17 protein-coding genes and 4 pseudogenes are annotated in these 19,070 nt (G+C 66.9%); 7 read left to right on the top strand and 14 right to left on the bottom strand.

Annotated features, from left to right (window positions below; genetic code table 11):
• Positions 1-22 precede the first annotated feature (22 nt).
• Positions 23-988 carry a quinone oxidoreductase family protein gene (locus OUO20_RS04275; RefSeq protein ID WP_268002896.1) on the top strand — a complete coding sequence of 322 codons (966 nt, stop codon included), beginning with the start codon at positions 23-25 and terminating at the stop codon, positions 986-988.
• Between the two features lie 86 nt (positions 989-1,074).
• On the opposite strand, the gene pheT is transcribed toward OUO20_RS04275, so the two are convergent.
• On the bottom strand, positions 1,075-3,618 hold the full coding sequence (pheT, locus tag OUO20_RS04270; RefSeq protein WP_268002895.1) for a phenylalanine--tRNA ligase subunit beta: 2,544 nt from the start codon (positions 3,616-3,618) through the stop codon (positions 1,075-1,077).
• A 2-nt stretch (positions 3,619-3,620) separates the two neighbouring features.
• Entirely contained in the window at positions 3,621-4,682 is a 1,062-nt protein-coding gene (gene pheS, locus OUO20_RS04265; protein WP_018771566.1) for a phenylalanine--tRNA ligase subunit alpha, read from the bottom strand.
• A 201-nt stretch (positions 4,683-4,883) separates the two neighbouring features.
• Here pheS and OUO20_RS04260 point away from each other — a divergent pair, with 201 nt between their 5' ends.
• From OUO20_RS04260 to OUO20_RS04250, 3 genes are all read left to right on the top strand, one after another.
• On the top strand, positions 4,884-5,336 hold the full coding sequence (locus OUO20_RS04260; RefSeq protein ID WP_268002894.1) for a hypothetical protein: 453 nt from the start codon (positions 4,884-4,886) through the stop codon (positions 5,334-5,336).
• Between the two features lie 58 nt (positions 5,337-5,394).
• Positions 5,395-5,991 (top strand): SIMPL domain-containing protein, encoded by a 597-nt coding sequence (locus OUO20_RS04255; RefSeq protein ID WP_326498068.1) that lies wholly within the window; start codon positions 5,395-5,397, stop codon positions 5,989-5,991.
• 95 nt (positions 5,992-6,086) lie between these two features.
• A complete protein-coding gene (locus tag OUO20_RS04250; RefSeq protein ID WP_268002893.1) occupies positions 6,087-7,274 on the top strand; it encodes an Rv2578c family radical SAM protein in 1,188 nt (395 codons plus the stop codon).
• Here OUO20_RS04250 and OUO20_RS04245 read toward each other — a convergent pair.
• Positions 7,189-7,635 (bottom strand): (deoxy)nucleoside triphosphate pyrophosphohydrolase, encoded by a 447-nt coding sequence (locus tag OUO20_RS04245; protein ID WP_056390889.1) that lies wholly within the window; start codon positions 7,633-7,635, stop codon positions 7,189-7,191. The genes OUO20_RS04250 and OUO20_RS04245 overlap by 86 nt on opposite strands.
• A gap of 174 nt (positions 7,636-7,809) precedes the next feature.
• On the opposite strand from OUO20_RS04245, the pseudogene OUO20_RS04240 reads away from it, so the two are divergent.
• Positions 7,810-9,017 (top strand): annotated as a pseudogene (locus tag OUO20_RS04240) (MFS transporter).
• Positions 9,018-9,059: 42 nt separating this feature from the next.
• Here the strand turns inward: OUO20_RS04240 and OUO20_RS04235 are convergent.
• Positions 9,060-10,053: pseudogene (locus tag OUO20_RS04235) on the bottom strand (IS481 family transposase).
• A 233-nt stretch (positions 10,054-10,286) separates the two neighbouring features.
• Here OUO20_RS04235 and OUO20_RS04230 point away from each other — a divergent pair.
• Positions 10,287-10,562: a GlsB/YeaQ/YmgE family stress response membrane protein gene (locus OUO20_RS04230; protein WP_018771572.1), complete on the top strand. Its 276-nt coding sequence runs from the start codon at positions 10,287-10,289 to the stop codon at positions 10,560-10,562.
• 101 nt (positions 10,563-10,663) lie between these two features.
• Here OUO20_RS04230 and OUO20_RS04225 read toward each other — a convergent pair.
• The 4 genes and pseudogenes from OUO20_RS04225 to infC all read right to left on the bottom strand — a co-directional run bounded on the left by OUO20_RS04225 (position 10,664) and on the right by infC (position 13,489).
• Positions 10,664-11,589, bottom strand: a pseudogene (locus tag OUO20_RS04225) (TrmH family RNA methyltransferase).
• A gap of 72 nt (positions 11,590-11,661) precedes the next feature.
• Positions 11,662-12,051, bottom strand: a complete 390-nt coding sequence (rplT, locus tag OUO20_RS04220) for a 50S ribosomal protein L20 (RefSeq protein ID WP_018771574.1) — start codon at positions 12,049-12,051, stop codon at positions 11,662-11,664.
• Between the two features lie 118 nt (positions 12,052-12,169).
• Positions 12,170-12,364, bottom strand: a complete 195-nt coding sequence (gene rpmI, locus OUO20_RS04215) for a 50S ribosomal protein L35 (protein ID WP_018771575.1) — start codon at positions 12,362-12,364, stop codon at positions 12,170-12,172.
• A gap of 117 nt (positions 12,365-12,481) precedes the next feature.
• Positions 12,482-13,489, bottom strand: coding sequence for a translation initiation factor IF-3 (gene infC / locus OUO20_RS04210; RefSeq protein ID WP_056390893.1), 1,008 nt, complete (start codon positions 13,487-13,489; stop codon positions 12,482-12,484).
• A gap of 401 nt (positions 13,490-13,890) precedes the next feature.
• Here infC and OUO20_RS04205 point away from each other — a divergent pair, with 401 nt between their 5' ends.
• On the top strand, positions 13,891-14,277 hold the full coding sequence (locus OUO20_RS04205) for a DUF1844 domain-containing protein (RefSeq protein ID WP_018771577.1): 387 nt from the start codon (positions 13,891-13,893) through the stop codon (positions 14,275-14,277).
• A gap of 135 nt (positions 14,278-14,412) precedes the next feature.
• On the opposite strand, the gene OUO20_RS04200 is transcribed toward OUO20_RS04205, so the two are convergent.
• The 6 genes and pseudogenes from OUO20_RS04200 to hisB all read right to left on the bottom strand — a co-directional run bounded on the left by OUO20_RS04200 (position 14,413) and on the right by hisB (position 19,055).
• Entirely contained in the window at positions 14,413-15,708 is a 1,296-nt protein-coding gene (locus tag OUO20_RS04200; RefSeq protein WP_268002891.1) for an MFS transporter, read from the bottom strand.
• Positions 15,709-15,765: 57 nt separating this feature from the next.
• Positions 15,766-16,650: an SseB family protein gene (locus tag OUO20_RS04195; protein WP_268002890.1), complete on the bottom strand. Its 885-nt coding sequence runs from the start codon at positions 16,648-16,650 to the stop codon at positions 15,766-15,768.
• A gap of 19 nt (positions 16,651-16,669) precedes the next feature.
• Positions 16,670-17,415, bottom strand: a pseudogene (gene priA / locus OUO20_RS04190) (bifunctional 1-(5-phosphoribosyl)-5-((5-phosphoribosylamino)methylideneamino)imidazole-4-carboxamide isomerase/phosphoribosylanthranilate isomerase PriA).
• Between the two features lie 96 nt (positions 17,416-17,511).
• A complete protein-coding gene (locus OUO20_RS04185; protein WP_166673152.1) occupies positions 17,512-17,670 on the bottom strand; it encodes a hypothetical protein in 159 nt (52 codons plus the stop codon).
• Entirely contained in the window at positions 17,671-18,432 is a 762-nt protein-coding gene (hisH, locus tag OUO20_RS04180; protein WP_018771582.1) for an imidazole glycerol phosphate synthase subunit HisH, read from the bottom strand.
• A complete protein-coding gene (gene hisB / locus OUO20_RS04175) occupies positions 18,429-19,055 on the bottom strand; it encodes an imidazoleglycerol-phosphate dehydratase HisB (RefSeq protein WP_018771583.1) in 627 nt (208 codons plus the stop codon). Before hisB ends, hisH begins: the two co-directional genes overlap by 4 nt.
• Positions 19,056-19,070 lie beyond the last annotated feature (15 nt).

Below are 19,070 nucleotides of genomic sequence, written 5' to 3'. Positions count from 1 at the left end.
CGGGACCCGCGAAAGGAGAGCCATGACGCATGCAATCGTCGCACGGCAGGCAGGCGGACCGGAAGTCCTTGACTACGCCGAGGTTCAAACACCCGCTCCGGGGCCGGGCCAGGTGCTCTTCAAAGTCGGGGCGGCCGGCGTCAACTTCATCGACACCTACAAGCGCAGTGGGACCTACAAAGTCCAGTACCCCTTCACCCCCGGCACGGAAGCCGCAGGGACGGTGGAAGCCGTGGGCGAAGGCGTCACCGGCTTCTCCGTGGGCGACCGGATAGCCACGGCCGAGGGCCTGAACTGCTACGCGGACTACGCCCTGGTGGATGAGGACGCCGCACTGCCGGTACCGAAAGGCCTGGATGTCTTTACCGCCGCCGCCCTTCCCCTCCAGGGCATCACCGCGCACTACCTGGTCAATTCCACCTTCAAGGTGGAATCCGGGCACACCGTACTGCTGCACGCCGGGGCCGGCGGGGTTGGACTGCTGCTCATCCAGCTGCTCAAGGCAAAGGGCGCCCGGGTCATCACCACCGTGTCCAATGACGGGAAAAAGGCCCTCGCCCTTGAGGCCGGCGCGGACCATGTGCTGCGCTACGAAGGTTTTCCGCACCACGTGCGCGAGCTCACCGGTGGCAAGGGCGTGGACGTGGTGTACGACGGCGTGGGTAAGGATACGTTCGACGGCTCCCTTAACGCCCTTGGTGTCCGGGGAATGCTGGTGCTGTTCGGCGCAGCCTCCGGCCCGGTCCCGCCATTTGACCCGCAGCGCCTCAACGCCGGGGGTTCCCTGTTCCTCACCCGGCCCACCATGGGCCACTACCTGCGGGATGCCGCGGAGCGGCGCTGGCGCTCCGACGAGGTCTTTGCAGCGGCCGCCGGCGGGAGCCTGAAGGTCCGCATCGGGGCCCGCTACCCGTTGAGCCAGGGCTGGCAGGCACACCGCGACCTTGAGGGCCGGAAAACCACCGGAAAGGTTCTCCTGGTGCCGTAGGGAAACCCCGCTTCGCCGGATAATGAAGAAGTCCCCGCGCCCATTCAAGGGTGCGGGGACTTCCGTGGTTCAGGAGTTTGTCCTGCTTAGCGCTGGACGGCTCCGAACCGTTCCGCGGCCAGGGCAACTGCCTGCTCACGCGCGGCCGAGGCTTCGTCAGCGGTGAGGGTGCGGTCAGCGGCGCGGAAGCGGAGGCCGAAGGCCAGCGACTTCTTGCCCTCCTCGATGCCCTTGCCTGCGTAGACATCGAACAGCGCGACGTCCTCCAGCAGCTCACCGGCGCCTTCACGCAGCGCACCAAGGACCTCGTCCGCGGGCACGTCGGCGGGAACAACGAGTGCAACGTCCTGCGTCGCCACCGGGAACGTGGAGATGTGGCGGGCCACGATCACATCCGGTGCCGCCTCAAACAGGGCGTCGGCATTGAGTTCAAGTGCCACCGAACGGGCCGGCATGTCCGAGGCCGCCAGCAGCTTGGGGTGCAGTTCGCCCGCGTACCCCACGGTCTCTCCCGTCCGCAGTGCGAGCCGGGCGGTGCGGCCGGGATGGAACGCCTGGTGGCTGCCCTGCGTGACCACAAGGTCGACGCCGAGGACGTCGCCCGCAAGGCGGGCAACATCCAGCGCGTCGGCCCAGTCCCACGTCCGCGGAGTATGGCCGGCAGCAGCCGGGGAATCGTGGCCGGTGAGGATGGCGGCCACATGGAACGGCTGGTCCGGGACGCCGTCGTACAGTGCGTCGAGCACCTCGTCGGCGGGCTTGGCGCCCAGCGGCGGGATGGAGGCAGTGCCCACGGTCCCGGCGGGAAGGAACACCAGGCCCGATTCGAACAGGGCGAGGTCGCGGAAGCCGCGCGAGTGGTTGCGCTTGGCCACCTCGATCAGCCCCGGCAGGATGGACGTGCGCAGGTAGCCCTGCTCCTCGCTGATGGGGTTGGCCAGCTTGACCGCGCTCCGCTGGGCACCCTGCTCGGCGACGCCAAAGGTGTCGTTGGCGGCCTTGGACACGAACGGGTAGGACAGCACCTCGGTCAGGCCGGCGTCGGCCAGCGACTGGATCAGGCGCCGGCGCTGCTGCTGGATCCGGGTGAGTCCGCGCCCCGGAGGGGCCACCGGCAGGGTGGCCGGGATCTTGTCGTAGCCCACCAGCCGTGCGATTTCCTCGGTCAGGTCTTCCTTGGTCTCCAGGTCGCTGCGCCACGTGGGCGGCGTAACGCTCCAGCCGCCGTCGTTCTTCTCCACGACGGCGCCCAGGTCCTCCAGGGAGGTGACGATCTGCTCTTCGGTGAAGTCGACGCCGATGCGGGCAGCGGCGAAGCCGGCGGGCAGCCCGATGGTGATGGTTTCCGGAGCCGTGCCCACGTCGGTTCCGGGTTCGTCGGCGGTGCCGCCGGCCAGTTCCACCAGGAGGTCCACCACGCGCTGGGCGGCGACGCCCGCCACCTGCCAGTCAACCCCGCGCTCGAAGCGCTTGGACGCCTCGGAGGGCAGCTTGTGCCGGCGACGCGACCGCCCAATGGACACCTCGTCGAAGTGCGCTGCTTCCACCAGGACGTTCGACGTCGAGTCACTCACCTCAGTGGCGGCGCCGCCCATGACGCCCGCAATGCCGATGGCGCCCGAATTGTCGGTGATCAGCAGGTCCTCGGCGTCAAGGGTGCGCTCCTTGCCGTCCAGGGTGGTGATCTTCTCGCCTGCGGAGGCACGCCGCACCACGATGTCGCCGGACAGCTTGTCCAGGTCGTAGCAGTGCGTGGGCTGGCCCAGCTCGAGCATGACGTAATTGGAGATGTCCACCGGCAGGGAGATGGAGCGGATGCCTGCCAGCCGGAGCCGGGACACCATCCACGGCGGGGTGGGGCGGGTAGCGTCAACGCCGCGCACGGTGCGTGCCACGAAGCGGTCGCAGCCGGGCTTGCCGTAAATGGGGGCGTCGTCGTTGAGTTTGACGCCGTAACCCCCGGACAGCTCTGCCGGGGCGTCGACCTTCGCGGCAGGGTCCGTGAAGGCGGTGCCGGTGGCGTGGGCGTACTCGCGGGCAACCCCGCGGATGGAGAAGGCGTACCCGCGGTCCGGGGTGACGTTGATTTCCGCGGCCTGGTCATAGAGGCCCAGCAGTTCCATGGCGTCGGTGCCCACTTCCGGGTCCAGCCCGATGCGGGACAGCACCAGGATGCCGTCGTGGTCCTCGCCGATGCCCAGTTCGCGGACTGAGGCGATCATGCCGGCGGACAGGTGGCCGTAGGTCTTGCGGGCCGAAATGTGGAAGTCGCCGGGCAGCACGGCACCCGGAAGCGTGACCACCACTTTGTCGCCCTCAACGAAGTTGTGGGCGCCGCAGATGATGCCCTGGACGCCGGAGGGGTCAATGCCGTCCCCGGTGAGGGTCTGCTCCTGCCCTTCGGGGACAACGCGGACCTGGCACCAGTTGATGGTCTTGCCGTTGGTCTGGGGTTCCTTGACCAGGCTCAGGACCTGGCCCACCACGACAGGGCCCCTCAGCGTGTCCGTGGGGCGGTGGACCGCTTCTTCCTCGAAGCCCACCTTGACCAGTTCGGCCATGACGTCTTCGGCCGTTGCATCGGCCGGTACGGCCGCGAATTCACGCAGCCAGGAAAGTGGGATACGCACTGTTAGATCTCCATCCCGAAGTGCTCGCTGAACCGTACATCGCCTTCGATCATGTCGCGCATGTCCCCCACCTCGTTACGGAACATGAGGGTGCGCTCGATGCCCATGCCGAAGGCAAAACCTGAATAGACGTCCGGGTCGATGCCGGCGGCGCGCAGGACGTTGGGGTTGACCATGCCGCAGCCGCCCCACTCGATCCACGCCGGGCCCCCCTTGGCCCCGGGATGGAAGATGTCCAGTTCGGCGGACGGCTCCGTGAACGGGAAGTAGTTGGGGCGCAGCCGGATCTGGGCTTCATCGCCGAACATCTGCCGGGCGAAGTGCTCAAGGGTGCCGCGCAGGTCCGCCATGCTGAGGTTCCTGTCGATGGCCAGGCCCTCGAACTGGTGGAACACCGGGGTGTGGGTCGCGTCCAGTTCATCCGTGCGGAACACTTTGCCCGGGCACAGCACGTAGATGGGAACCTCGCGTTCCAGCATGGACCGGACCTGCACCGGGGAGGTGTGGGTCCGCATCAGCAGGTGGGCTTCAGGCGGTTCCACGAAGAAGGTGTCCTGCATTTCGCGGGCAGGGTGGTCCGGCTTGAAGTTCAGGGCGTCGAAGTTGAACCACTCGGATTCCACCTCGGGGCCTTCGGCGATTTCCCAGCCCATGCCCACGAAGATGTCCGCCACGCGGTCCTGCAGCGTGGAGAGCGGGTGGCGGGCACCTGCACGACGGCGGCGCGGAGCGGCGGTGACATCCACAGTTTCCTCGACCAGGATCCTGGCGTCGTTCTCGGCTTCCAGTACCGCCGTGCGGTCGGCGAGCGCCTTGTTGACCCGGCCGCGGGAGGCGCCCATCAGCTTCCCGGCGAGCGCCTTCTGGTCCTTGGGCAGGCGGCCAATCTCACGGTTGGCAAGGCTCAGCGGGGACTTCTCGCCGCTGTGGGCAAGGCGCACCGCCTTCAGCTCGTCAAGGGTGGCCGCACCGGCGATGGCGGTGATGGCCTGATCTACAGCGGCGTTGATGGCGGCCTCATCCGTGGGGTTCGGGATGGCGGCGCCCGGCAAAGTTTCAGTCATCTACTGTTCTTAGCTACGAGTCGTGGCTGCCAGCGGCCGGGGCAGCCGTTGGCGGTTTTCCACCCGGCGCGTCCGTCGCTGGCAGGTCATGGATGAATGCGCTGAACGTCAGTGTCATTCAATGACCAGGTCAGGGCTCGCCGGCAGGACCGGCGGCCACTGCCCTCCAGTCTAGTTGAACCCTCCGGCTACCATGGCCTCATGACTTTGCGGCAGCGCGCGGGTACTTTTCACGGCCCGACGACGGCCCAACGGCTCAGGCGGGCAGCGAACCTCCTGAACGGGAGCACCCTGGCCGGGCTCGCCGTCGCGCTCGCCGCCCGGACGCAGATCAGCCGGGGCCCCCGCGGCCTGATCATTGCCGCAGGCTACCGCTGGCGGTTGCCGTTCGCGCACGCCTACACCATCGGGAACGTCGTGCTGTGCCGGAGCACGGCCGGTGGGCTGCTGTCCCGGCCCGCACTCCTGGGACACGAGGAAGGGCACTGCACCCAGTACGCGTGGTGCCTCGGGTTGCCCTTCATCCCCCTGTACCTGGCAGCAGCCGGCTGGTCGGTGCTGCGCACCGGAAATCCGGCAACGGGCAACATCTTTGAGCGCCGGGCCGGGCTGGCGGCCGGCGGCTACCCGCCCACTGCGTCGAGGCGCGCGTGATGGGCCCGGAGGCCCCCGCGCACGGGGATGCGCGAACAGTCACCGCCACGGGCACGGGATGGGCGGAGGCACCCCTGACCTGATGCTGGTTTCGGTGGGCGTCGAGTGCCGTGCCGGATCGGTGGAGGAGGCGTATGCGGCGGCCGCGGAAGGCCTGGCCATGACGGGCTCGGTCCTCCGCGGCCACGGTGTTGCACCGGCCGATATCCGCTCGGCGGGGATGAGCGTCCGTGCCGACCTCGCCTGGCGGGACGGCGAGGGCCAGAAGTTCGTGGGGTACGTGGCGGCCAGCAGCGTCACGGTCCGGCTCAGGGACATCGCCACCGCGTCCGCCACCATTTCCGCGGCCGTCGACGCGGCCGGGGATTCCGCCCGGCTGAACAACCTGCAATTGGTCCTTTCCGACGACACCGCCGTCCGGGCTGAGGCCCGGGAAGCCGCCTGGCGCGACGCACTCCGCACTGCCGGGCAGTACGCAGCGTTGGCCTCCACCCGCCTGGGACCGGTGTTGTCAGTGACGGACCAGCGCCCGGCGCCGGGCCCGGTTCCACTTGCGGGCATGCAGCGGGCCTCTGCCCCGGAGGGCATGACGGTGGAACCGGGCGCAAACCGGGTGGAGGCAGCCGTGACCGCCACGTGGGCCCTGGAGCAGTAGGCCGCCCCCTTCCACCGGCCGGTACCTCTGGGCGACCGGCTGGTATCAGCGCGCGGCGCCTTGACTTCCATTCGAACATGTTTTCGAATGGAGCCATGAGATGGGAAGCGCAGGCACTGGTACCCGATACGCCTGACACCGCGGGTGCCGCTGCTCCGGCCCTGCTTCCGCTGGCAGGACTGGTGCGTTCCGTCACCACCCCCGAGTTCGCCGGCATCACGTTCCACGAGGTCACCGCCAAATCGGTGCTCAACAGGGTCCCGGCAGGGTCAAAGATGCCTTTCGAATGGACCGTCAATCCCTACCGCGGTTGCAGCCATGCCTGCGTCTACTGCTTCGCCCGCAAGTCCCACACCTACCTGGATTTCGACGCCGGGATGGACTTTGACAGCCAGGTGGTGGTGAAGGTGAATGCCGCGGAGGTCCTCCGCAAGGAACTGAACAAGGCATCCTGGACACGCCAGCAGGTGGCGCTGGGTACCAATACGGACCCCTACCAGCGGGCCGAGGGCCGGTACCGGCTCATGCCCGGCATCATTGCCGCCTTGGCGGAATCCGGCACTCCCCTGTCCATCCTCACCAAGGGAACGCTGTTGGCGCGGGACATCCCGTTGCTCAAAAGGGCTGCCACGCAGGTGCCCGTGGGGCTGGGCATTTCCCTGGCCATGACGGACGAGGCCCTCTCGGAGGCCATCGAACCCGGTACCCCAGGACCCAGGGCCCGGCTGAAACTCGTCTCCCGCTTACGTGAGGCCGGACTGCCATGCGGCGTCATGGCCATGCCCATCCTGCCGTGGTTATCGGACAGCGACGAAGCACTTGATTCCCTCTTCGCTTCCCTGGCCACTGCCGGGGCCACCGGCGTTACGGCCGGCGCCCTCTACCTGAAACCTGGCACCCGGGAGTGGTTCATGCAGTGGATTGCCAAACACCACCCCGAATTGGCCGGCCGCTACCGGCGTCTGTACGGGACGGGTTCCTACGCCTCCAAGGAGTACCGCACCTGGCTGGCCGGCAGGGTCCGCTATTTCAAGGCACGCCATGGGTTTTCGCATTCGTCCGGCTTCAGCCACCGGGACCTGGACGATCCCCGTGCCGAGGAAGCGCAGTACCCGGCAGGAAGCATTCCGGCCGGCACGAATGCCGGGCCCCCGGGCGTCCTTCTTCGTCCCGGCCTTCGCAGCAGGACGCGCTTTTCTAGCGGCTCCGGCCCAGCGACGATCCCACGGATTCCAGCAGCGCATGGACAATCGGATAGTCGGCGGGGATCCACGGCAAGGTGAGGACAGCTTCCCGGTCCCGCAGGTCCACCCAGCGCAGTTCGTCATGGTCTTCAAGGGGCAATGGTTCGCCGTGGGTCACCTCAGCGAACCACACCCTCATACTGGCCCGGTCATTGAGGGGCCAGCCAGCCGGTGTTTCCGCATGAAGTTCCAGTCCCAGGCGCACGCCGATTCCCAGTTCCTCAGCCAGCTCCCTCACCAGCGCCGTTTCGGGTTCCTCCCCGGGCTCCACCTTGCCGCCGGGGAACTCCCACAGCCCCGCCAGGTGCTCCGGCGCGCTTCGCCGTGCCACCAACAGGGCCGCCGGATTGGCCAGCCGGTCCACAACAGCTCCGCCCACAACCTGAATCAGTCCAGTCACCGGGTCATTCTATGGGCCACAATGGAGTGTCCGGGAACAGTATTCCCGCCTTAGGAACAGTTCCTGCCGGGAATACGTCCTGCCCAGCCTGGGTTTGCCACACTGTCCGGACCGTCCTGCCCCACTGCCGTGGCATCCGTCCCTTGCGAGTCCCACGTTTCAAGAAGCAGGAATATGAGCAGCGTTCTTTCCCCGTCCACGGCAACCCGCAGCACGACCCCCAACATCGGCATGGCGATTTTCGCCCTGGCCATGGGCGGCGTAGGCATCGGCGTCACCGAGTTCACCATGATGGGCCTGCTCAAGGAAGTGGAGCAGGGCCTGGCAATTACCACTCCGCAGGCCGGCAACCTGATCTCCGCCTATGCGCTGGGGGTAGTGGTAGGCGCTCCGCTGCTGGCCGCCGTCGGCGCCAGGCTCCCCGCAAGAAACTGGCGCTGGGGCTGCTGCTGTTCTTTACCGTGGCCAACCTGGCGTCATTCGTTGCCCCCGACTATGGCTGGATGCTGGTGTCCCGCTTTGCCGCCGGCCTGCCGCACGGAGCGTTCTTCGGCGTTGCAGCCGTCATCGCGGCTTCCCTCGTTCCGCCCACACGGCGCGGTTGGGCCATCTCCATGGTCATGGCCGGGCTCAGCGTCTCCAACGTCGTGGGAGTACCGTTCGCCACCTGGCTGGGACAGACCTTCGGCTGGCGCCTGCTGTTTGTCCTGGTCGGTGCCATCGGTCTGCTGGCACTGGCCATGGTGTGGAAATTCGTCCCCTTCCAGCACGCCCACCCCGACGCGAGCATCCGGCGCGAGCTCGGGGCCCTCAAACGGCTCCAGGTATGGCTGGCACTCCTGGTGGGCATCGTGGGTTTCGGCGGCTTCTTCGCCACCTATACCTACATCGCCCACACCATGACCTCCGTGGCCGGCATCCCCTCCACCCTGATCCCCCTTGTGGTGGCGCTCTACGGTCTTGGCATGGTGGCCGGGAACGTCGTCGGCGGCAGGCTCGCTGACAAATCCGTCATGGGCACCCTGTACCGGGTCCTCCCTGCCATCGCCGTGGCGCTGGTGGTCTATGCGGTGGCGGCGCACTGGCAGTGGAGCGCCATGGTCATGGTGTTTGTGGTGGGAGCTTCCGGTTCCATGCTCATCCCCGCTCTGCAGACCCGGCTGCTGGACGCCTCGCCGGATGCCCCGTCGCTGGCATCCTCCCTCAACCATGCCGCGCTGAACGTCGCCAACGCGCTGGGAGCCTTCCTCGGCGGCCTTGTCATCGCCCTCGGGTGGGGCTTTGTTGCCCCGGCGCTGGTCGGCGCCGTCCTCGCCGTCCTTGGTTTCGGCGTCGCGCTCCTCAGCGGCCTGCTTGAACGCAAGAGGCCGCTGGCTGCCTGAGGTAATGCGCACGGAGCCCCGAAAACGGCGGCCCGCGCTGTCCTAACTGTACTGCCCAGGCAGGTTGGTTAAGCGGCTGATGGGCGGGTGGCCTCCGATTGCGGTGTGGGGCCTGTGGTGATTGTAGTGGTGCAGCCATGCCGGGAGGGCGGTTTCTGCGGGCTGATTCCGTGGCGTAGAAGCGCTTGAATGCCCACCCATCGGCAAGGGTTCTGTGGAAGCGTTCGATCTTGCCGTTGGTCTGCGGGCGATATGGCCGGGTCTTCTTTGCCGTGATCCCCAGTTCTTGGCAGGTGTCCCGCCAGAGATGTGATTTGTAGGCCGCCCCGTTGTCAGAGAGAACCCGTTCCACGATGACGCCGCGGGCAGCGAACCAGGACACAGCCCTTTGCAGGACTGCTACTGCGGTGGCCGCTGTTTCATCGCCATGGATCTCCGCGTAGGCGACCCGTGAATTGTCGTCAATGACCGTGTGTACGTAGGCGGTCCCGATCAGCGGGCTACGGTGTCTGCTGCGCGGCTTTGACGGAGTCGCAGCACGGTTCTGCTTGCCTTGCTGCCGCCCGACGTAGCGCCAGCCGCCGCCGTCGGGGATGTTGCCGAGCTTCTTCACATCCACATGGATCATCGCTCCGGGAGTCACGTGCTCATAGCGGCGGATGACTTCTCCGGTGCGCTTGTCCACGTGATGCAGGCGGTTCAGCCGGCACCGGACCAGGACCGCGTGCACGGTCGAGGCCGGCATGGCCAGCTTCGCCCCGATCGCGACCGGTCCCAGCCGTTGCTTCCAGCGCAGGTGCACAACTTTGCGCACCAGCTGCTGCGGCGTCCGGTTGGCCACCCGGTACGGGCGGGAGGACCTATCAGCCATACCGGCCTCACCCATCGCGGCGTAACGGGCCGCCCACCGTTTCGCGGTCGGCCAGGAGCAGTTGAACTGCTCGGCAGCCCGGGATACCGGCCAGCCGTGGTCAACGACCAGACGCGCGACGCGTAAACGTTGGCGCGGAGTCAAAGCGGCATTAGCGTGGGACATGAGGACCTCCTGGTCGCTGCAGCGGTTGTCTAAGCAACTCCACTGTGCAACCGGAGGTCCTCACCTTTGGCTCAACGACTCCAGCGAGTCATCACATTCACCGAACCAACGTCCCTGGGCAGTACACCTAACGATGCAGCAACGCCGTCACCCGAGCTACTGACTTTGCAGGGGGCTTATGTTAGCTTGAGCCTCATCGGGACTATTAATCCCGGTCACAATAAGGAGGAGACATGGGTTTTCTTGCTTGGATTATTTTGGGCCTCATAGTCGGGGCCATCGTTAAGGCCGTTATGCCCGGACGGGTCGGCGGCGGCTGGGTCACCAGCCTCATCCTCGGTGTCGTCGGTGCCATTGTTGGCGGCTGGATTGGCAGCCTCCTGTTCAACAAGGGCGATCTTGCCTTCTTCGACCTCGGCACCTGGATTCTCGCTATCGTCGGCGGCCTGCTTGTCGCCGGCATCTACGGAGCAGTCACCGGACGCGGAAAAGCAACCCGCGCACCCTGATCACTCTGTCTACCAACACCCCATCGGCCCCGGACTTCCGGGGCCTTTCTTTTTTAGAAGGTCCCTGGCCTTTCCCCGAAGTTCCCGGCCGTGGCGCGTCCCTATCCGGCCTGTTCCTGCCCCACTGCAGCTGCCGCACGGCGCTGGGAGCGGGCGCTGGCGTAGAGGCATACCGTGGCCGCCGTCCCAAGGTTGAGGCTCTCGGCGGCGCCGTAGACAGGAACGGCCACCCGGTGGTCGGCCAGTTCCAGCTCCTCCGCGGAGAGTCCCTGCGCCTCGTTCCCAAAGAACCAGGCCGTGGGACCGGCGAGGTCGTACACAGACTCCGGCCCTGTTCCGGTGAGCCGGCGCCGGGCGTTCTCGTCCTGCAGGACATCAAGGTCCAGCTGCCCGTAGCCGTCGGCGGCAAGGATGCCGATGCCGCGGGCCTTGCAGGCTGCAGCGAGTTCCGCGGGATCGGCGGCCAGCACCACCGGAAGGTGGAACAGCGAACCTGCGGTGGACCGGACGGCCTTGGGGTTGTAGATGTCCACGCTGGACGTCGTGAACACCACGGCGTCGGCACCGGCGGAATCGGCCGCACGCAGGACCGTTCCCGCGTTCCCCGGGTCCCGCACCTGGCACAGCACGGCAATCAGGCGGGGCCCGGCGTCGAGCACGTCCGCCAGAGCCACGTCCACAAACCTGCAGACCGCCACTATCCCCTGCGGGTTGACGGTGTCCGCCATGGCTGCCAGGACCTCATCCGTGGCCAGCCGTGCGCTGGTGCCCTCGGAGAGCTCTTCAAATTCGGGAAAACGGTCAAGGCAGCTTTCGCTGGCGAAGACCTCAGTCACTACTCCGGGACCTCCCGCCGCAAGACGCTGCTGGTGGAGCTTGAGTGCTTCACGGACGGCCTGCGGGCCCTCGGCCAGGAACTGCCCGCGCTTTAACGGACCGGGCGCCCTGCAAGCTTTGCCACATCCCTGACCCGATCAGCTCGGGGGTTGGAAAGTGGAAGGTCTTGCGGGCGCCCGGTTTCGTTCATATAGAAAACTGTAGTAGCTGCTGCCACCAGTTCCTGAACGGGCCCCTCAGGCGAGGGGCGGAAGCTGCTTGCCTAGGCTGCGGCTGCCTTCTTGGCGGAGGTGTCTGCCGGAAGGGAGTCCTTGGCCACCTGGACCAGCGCGGCGAAGGCGTTGGCGTCAGAGACGGCAAGCTCGGCCAGCATACGGCGGTCAACCTCGACCTCGGCGGCCTTCAGGCCCTGGATGAGGCGGTTGTAGGTGAGGCCGTTGGCGCGGGACGCAGCGTTGATGCGCTGGATCCACAGGCGGCGGAAGTCACCCTTCTTCTTCTTGCGGTCGCCGTAGCTGTACACAAACGAGTGCAGCAGCTGCTCCTTGGCCTTGCGGTACAGGCGCGAACGCTGTCCGCGGTAACCCTTTGCGCGTTCAAGAACAACCCGGCGCTTCTTGTGGGCGTTGACCGCCCTCTTCACACGTGCCACGTGCGTACTCCTTCGAAAATCTGATCCCAAGCATCTACTGCCGGTGAACCGGCGGCCTGAGAATGCTGTTTGGCAGGTGACGGACCGCCAGGCGGCGGCCCCTCATAGAACTTGGAAATTAGATGCCGAGCATCTTCCGGATGACCTTGGCGTCGCCCTTGAAGACGATCCGGTCGCCGGCAAGGCGGCGGGTCAGGCGGGAGGACTTGTGCTCCAGATAGTGGCGGCGGTTGGCCTGCTGGCGGCGCAGCTTGCCGCTGCCGGTCAGCTTGAAGCGCTTCTTAGCACCACTGTGGGTCTTCATCTTCGGCATGGGAACCGATCTCCTTACGTTTCTGCAGGCCCGGGGGCCGCAGTTCTATCGCGCAGCCACCCCTGCGGGCAGCATGCTGGTTGCTGACTGCCGGAGGCGTACCCCGGCAGCTGTGAACTAGTTGGTCTTCTTGCCGGCCGGCTTCGGCGCTGCCTTGGGGGCAGGGCGCGCAGCAGGCTTCGGCGCAGCAGGCCTGGCCACCGGCTTGGGTGGTGCAGGCACAGCGGCCGGTTTCGGTGCCGCCGGCGCGGCGGCTTCCGGCTTGGCGGCAGCTGCAGGCCTGGGAGCCGGAGCGGCCTTCGGCGCAGCAGCCTTGGGGGCTTCCTGCTTCGGAGCTTCCTGCTTCGGCGCAGCAGCCTTGGGGGCTTCCTGCTTCGGAGCTTCCTGCTTCGGCGCAGCAGCCTTGGGGGCTTCCTGCTTCGGAGCTTCCTGCTCAGGTGCCTCAACAGCGGGCGCCTCGGCGGGGGCGTTGTCCTCGGCTACAGCCTCCGGCTCCGTGGAGACGGTGAAACCTTCGGGCAGCAGGTCCGCCAGTGACTGCGTCAAGGGGGCCTGGTCCTCGCCGGACGTGTCAACGCGTCCGGAAGCCTTGGCTTCGTTCTGGGCCTTGGCCTCGGCCCGCTGCGTGGCGCGCCGTGCCTCAGCCTTGGCTTCAGCCTTGTTCTTCAGCGGCCCAACCACCATGACCATGTTGCGGCCGTCAATGCGGGGGCTGGACTCCACCACGCCAACTTCGGCGACGTCGTCCGCGAAGCGCTGGAGCAGGCGGATGCCCATCTCCGGACGCTGCTGCTCACGGCCACGGAACTGGATCATGGCCTTGACCTTGTCCCCGGCACCGAGGAAGCGCAGGGCGTGGCCGCGCTTGGTCTCGTAGTCGTGGGTGTCGATCTTCAACCGGAAACGGATTTCCTTCAGAACAGTGTTCGTCTGGTTCTTCCGGGCCTCACGTGCCTTGACCGCGGCCTCGTACTTGTACTTGCCGAAGTCCATCAGCTTGCACACCGGAGGCTTCGCCTGAGGTGCAACTTCAACGAGATCAAGGTCGGACTCGGCAGCCAGTCGCAGGGCATCCTCAATACGGACGATTCCTACCTGTTCACCTGCAGGGCCGACCAGCCGCACCTCGGGGACGCGGATACGCTCATTGATTCTTGGCTCGCTAATGTTAAAGCTCCTGTGTTTGTTGTTGAGTCCGGCAAATAGAGAAGGCCCCCAATTGCCGGAGCAATCGAAGGCCTCAGATAGGTTGGCTCGGCAACCCCGTCAGGGCTGCACGCACACAGTCCCGGCGTGTGCCGGTCCATGCCCAACCAGATACCCGGCAACCTTACGTCCCCTGCAGGTTCCAAAGGAACGCCTGGGACAGCGGCTGACGCGGGTGGGAGAGAACTCCGCTTGCAAACTGGAAGCCATTCTACAGAAAAAATTCCCGTCAACGCCGCAAAAGCGCTGTTGGGAACCTGATCGTTTGGGACAATCTCTGAAATAACGACATCCAGTCGGTCTGTGTCAAGCTTACCAGTATGAGCACCTCAGACAGTAATTCGTACGTCTTCGAGCCCGGTGACGCAGGCGCAGACGTTTCACAACAGATCCGGGACATCTCGGAGGTCCCCGCCATCGAGGTCATCACCACGGCCGCCGTGCACCTCATGAGCGCAGCCGCGGTAAAGCTTGGCCTGGCCGCAGAAGACAACGCGGCCGAGCTGAAGGACCTGGACGAGGCCCGGAAGCTGATCACCGCCCTGGCCGGTCTGGTGACGGCAGCGGCCCCCGAAATCGGCTCGCAGCACGCCGGACCGTTGCGCGATGGGCTGCGGTCCCTCCAGCTGGCGTTCCGTGAAGAGTCGCTGATTCCGGATGCGCCGGGCAAGGGCCCGGGCGAAAAGTACACCGGCGCAGTGAACTAAGGAAGAACCCACCCAAGCAGCGTCCGACGGCGGGACGGCCTTTCAAGGTCGTCCCGCCGTCGTCGTTTCCAGGCAAAGCACCCGGGGCTTGACCGGCCACTCCGTACCTGCCGTTCAGCGCGGCGGACGGAAATATCAGGCGGCGGCTTTTCGGCGGCGCTGCTGGAGGGCCAGGCCCACCAGGCAAAGCACGACGCCGGCGGCGCCAACCGAAACAAAACCCCCGGACGGTCCCATGAGGTCGATGAAGATGCCGGCCAGCGGCGAGCCGAGGGCAACACCGGCGGTCAGGGCTGAGCCGTACCAGCCCATCGCCTCTCCGCGCCGTTCCTCCGACACCAGGTCCGCGACCGTTTCGGAGGCTGCGGAGAGAACGGGAGCGCAGAGCAGGCCGGGCAGGATGGAGACCAGTGCCAGCGTCCAGGTGTCGTGGGCGAAGGCCATGGGCAGCGTCAGCGCCGCCATTCCCAGCAGCAGGATGACAGGCGGGATGGGCCGGTGCATGGCGCCGTAGATGAGTCCGCCCACCACCGAGGCGGCGCACCAGAAGACGAACACGATGCCGATCTCGCTCTGGCGGCCTCCGGTTTCCAGCGCCGCAACGATGCCAACGTCGGTGCCGCTCAGGACCATGCCGGCGCCGGCGGCAACGGCAAAGAGTGCCGCGACCGTTGCGGTGAACCATGCGAAGCCGCCCGCCAGCCTTCCGCGCATTCCCTCTGCCGCACGGCCGGCCGTCCCAGCCGGTGACAGTTCCGCGGCGGCTTCCTGGACGTGGGCCGGAGCTGTGGCGACCACGGCGGCTTCCGCGGCATGTTGCTCATCCCCGGCGCATTCGGCGGTTTGCGCCGGACTGCGGGTGGGCGGGTTGAACCACATGAGGGACAGCCCTGCCAGGGACGTGGCCACGCCCACCACGGTCAACCCGGCAACGGTGAATCCACTGGTGGCCACTACGGCGCCGGCGGCCGGCCCGATCATGAATACCATTTCGGTGGTGATGGCGTCCAGGGCGAACGCGGTGCGGCGCTGGTCGCCCTCCGCCAGGACGCCCAGGGACTGCCGGACCACGCTGAAAATGGGCAGCGTGAGCAGGCCGCCCACGAAGACCAGTGGGAGGAGCCACTGGTAGGACACGCGCGGCACCACAGACCAGATCAGCGTCTCCGAGATCACGGACGGGATGAGTGCGGTCCGCAACCCTACGGTGTCAACGCGCCTGCCGCGCCACGGGGCGCCCAGGGCAATACCGATGGTCATGACCGCCGCGGCGGCGCCGGCCGCGGCATAGCCCTGGCCAAGGGTGAGGACGATGTGCAGGGTCAGGAGCACCCCGGCCGCTGAGTGCGGGATGCGGGCGATCATGCCAACCAGCAGCAGCCGCCGGATTGGCCGGACGGCGAGCAACTCCCGGTAGAGAGCGAAATTCACGAAACGGTCCTTCAGGGTATGCCGCAGCACTGGCGGGGATCACCCATCCGGCTGCGTCTAGTCGGGAGCGCGCCTCAGTTTGATTTCCAAGGAGTCGACGCGCTCCCCAAACAATACATTCCGCGACCAGTCCGCCTGGAGGTTGGCCACCAGTTCCTGGACACCGGCGGCGTCCAGGCCGTCCTCAAGGTACAGCACCACCTGAAGTTCCGGCCCGGCACCCCCGCCAGGGACTACTGCGCCATCGGCAGCACTGGAAGCCACTCCCCTGCCCCGCATAAGCCCAATGCTGCGGATGGCGTCGAACCCGGAGGCTGCGCGCGCCATTTCATCGGCCAGCTGGGGGTCGTTGTAGGAGGGGGTCCAGTCGTGCTGCTTTGCCAATGCCCAGACCCCCGGACGGCGCACCACGAACGTCACGTCGGCGCCCGGGTCCAGGACCAGGAGCTCGGCGCCTTCGGCGACTGCCGAGAGGGCAGCCCGCGCGGCGTACACGGCGACGGGCCGGGCCTCTGGATGCCAGGCGGCCAGCGCGGCGGCCGAGGTGAAGGCGGGGAGGGCAGTCCTGCCGTCAGCCGCCTTCAGCGTTACCAGCGCCATGTCCGCCTGCTTGTCAGCGTGCAGTCCGTGGGCTGTTCCCGACTCTTCAGCCAGCTGCGCCACAATCGGAATGAAGACCCGGGCCGTTGCCAGGGCGGCCACGACGCCCGCTTCATCGCCTGCCCCTTGCCGGAGCGCGTCCAGGGCGGCGAGGTAGCCGGCGTCGGCCGTTCCGTCGTCGTCCTCGAAGTTGTGGATCCTGCCGTCGGCACCGGCCAGGCTGCGTCCTGCCCATGGCTGGCCCGCCGAATCCGTGGCGCCACCAGCGCCGGACAGGGCTGCCGCGATATGTCCGGGCAGCTGGCGTGCTGCCTGCCGCCCTGGCTCCTCGACGTTAGGCATGGGGTCGATGTCCGCCGGGTCAGCGCCGGCCGGCGACGTCGAGGGCTTCGGGCAGCGTGAAGGCTCCGGCGTACAGGGCCTTGCCCACAATCGCGCCTTCCACGCCCAGCGGGACCAGGGACCGGAGGACCTTCAGGTCGTCCAGGCTGGAGATGCCGCCGGAAGCCACAACCGGCTTGCCGGTCTTTTCCACCATCTGGCGGAGGAGTTCGACGTTGGGGCCCTGCAGAGTGCCGTCCTTGGTCACGTCGGTCACGACGTAGCGGGAGCAGCCGGCCTCTTCGAGACGGCCAAGGACCTCCCAGAGGTCCCCGCCTTCCTTGGTCCAGCCGCGGCCGGCGAGGGTTGTTCCGCGGACGTCGAGGCCCACGGCGATTCTGTCGCCAAAGCGTTCGATGGCCCGGCGGGTCCACTCCGGGTTCTCCAGTGCAGCCGTTCCCAGGTTGACCCGGGCCACGCCCAGGTCAAGGGCGGCTTCCAGTGTTTCGTCGTCGCGGAGGCCTCCGGAGAGCTCCACCTTGATGTCCAGCCGGCCCACGACTTCCCGGAGCAGGTCTGCGTTGGAGCCGCGGCCGAAGGCGGCGTCCAGGTCCACCAGGTGCACCCATTCGGCGCCTTGCTGCTGCCAGTTCAGCGCAGCTTCAAGGGGGTGCCGTAGCTGGTTTCACTGCCCGCCTCGCCCTGGACCAGCCGGACGGCCTGGCCGTTGACGACGTCGACGGCTGGCAGCAGTTCAAGTACCGGAAGGTCATGTGCGGTGGTCATACTCATCCTCGGTGTCGATTTCGGTGCGGAAAGCAGGGCGCTGGGTCCGCGATGCTGTTGGGGTGAAGTTGGCGGCCCTCGCGCTGTGGGCTGTGGTCAGTTTGCCGGCAGGGTCAGCAGGTAGGCCGCCACCAGTGACATGGCGGCCAGGACGTAGAACGCCACCTGTGTCCAGAGTGGCTTGCGCTGCTGCCGGAATGAGATGCCGCCACCGATGAGGATGCCGGCGAGGCCCATCAGGAGTACCGACCACATCTAGGCGTCACTGCCGGCGTCCGCCGGTGCTGCAGCGGATTGACCGCCGGCCGGTTTCCGCAGGCCTTCCACCCAGTTGCGCAGGAGCCGCGCACCGGCGTCGCCGGACTTTTCGGGGTGGAACTGGGTGGCGCAGAGGGGGCCGTTCTCGACGGCGGCGATGAAGGGGCCGCCGTGTTCGGACCAGGTGACCAGGGGCGGCGCCATCCGTGGCTGGATGACGTCGAAGTTCCATTCCTGCACGCCGTATGAGTGCACGAAGTAGAAGCGTTCGTTTTCGACGCCGGCAAAGAGTTTGGAGCCTTCCGGCACCTTGACCGTGTTCCAGCCCATGTGCGGAACCACCTCCGCGGGGAGGGCCTCTACCTTGCCGGGCCATTCGCCAATGCCTTCGGCTTCGGTGCCGTGTTCCACTCCGGCTTCAAAAAGGACCTGGAGGCCCACGCAGATTCCAAGCACGGGGCGTCCGCCTGCCACCCGCCTGCCGATCAGCCTGATGCCGTCCACGGCCTTGAGTTCGCGCATGACGGTCTCGAACGCACCTACGCCCGGAACCACCAGGCCGTCCGCGTTCAGTACATCCTCGGGCTTGGCGCTCAGGACTACTTCCGCGCCGGCACGTTCCAGTGCCCGGACTGCGGACCTGACGTTCCCGGAACCGTAATCGAGCACGGTGACCGTGGGTTTGCCCTCGGGTGAAGGCAGCTTGCCTGATGCTGACGGATCGATGATCGCGCCGTCTTTGAGGACCTGGCCGCTCACAGCGCCCCCTTGGTGGAGGGGATGCCTTCAACCCGGGGATCGGGTTCGACGGCGGCGCGGAGGGCGCGGGCGAAGGCTTTGAACTGTGCCTCGACGATGTGGTGCGGGTCCCGTCCGGCCAGCACGTTCATGTGCAGGCAGATGCCGGCGTGCAGGGTGATGGCTTCGAAGACGTGGCGGGTCAGGGAACCGGTGAAGTGGCCGCCGATCAGGTGGTACTCCTGCCCGGCCGGCTCGCCCCCGTGCACCAGGTACGGGCGTCCGGACACGTCCACCACAGCGTTCGCAAGCGCTTCGTCCAGCGGAACGGTGGCCTCACCGAACCGGCGGATCCCGGCCTTGTTCCCGAGGGCGGTCCGCAGGACCTCGCCGAAGGTGATGGCCACGTCCTCAACAGTGTGGTGGACGTCGATGTGGGTGTCACCCGTGGCCTTGACCGTCATGTCGATCAGGGAGTGCTTGCACAGGGCCGTGAGCATGTGGTCGTAGAACGGCACGGAGGTATCGATGTCCGATACGCCGGTTCCATCGAGGTTGATCTCCACGAGCACGGAGGACTCGCTGGTGGCACGCTCCATGCGGGCGGTCCGGGCCGCAGCTGTATTCGATCCGGTGGGACTCATGGTGAAGGATCCTTT

The organism is Arthrobacter sp. FX8, from assembly GCF_026723805.1.
In the GTDB taxonomy this organism is placed as follows: domain Bacteria; phylum Actinomycetota; class Actinomycetes; order Actinomycetales; family Micrococcaceae; genus Arthrobacter.
This window is presented reverse-complemented; position numbering and strand designations above follow the sequence as displayed.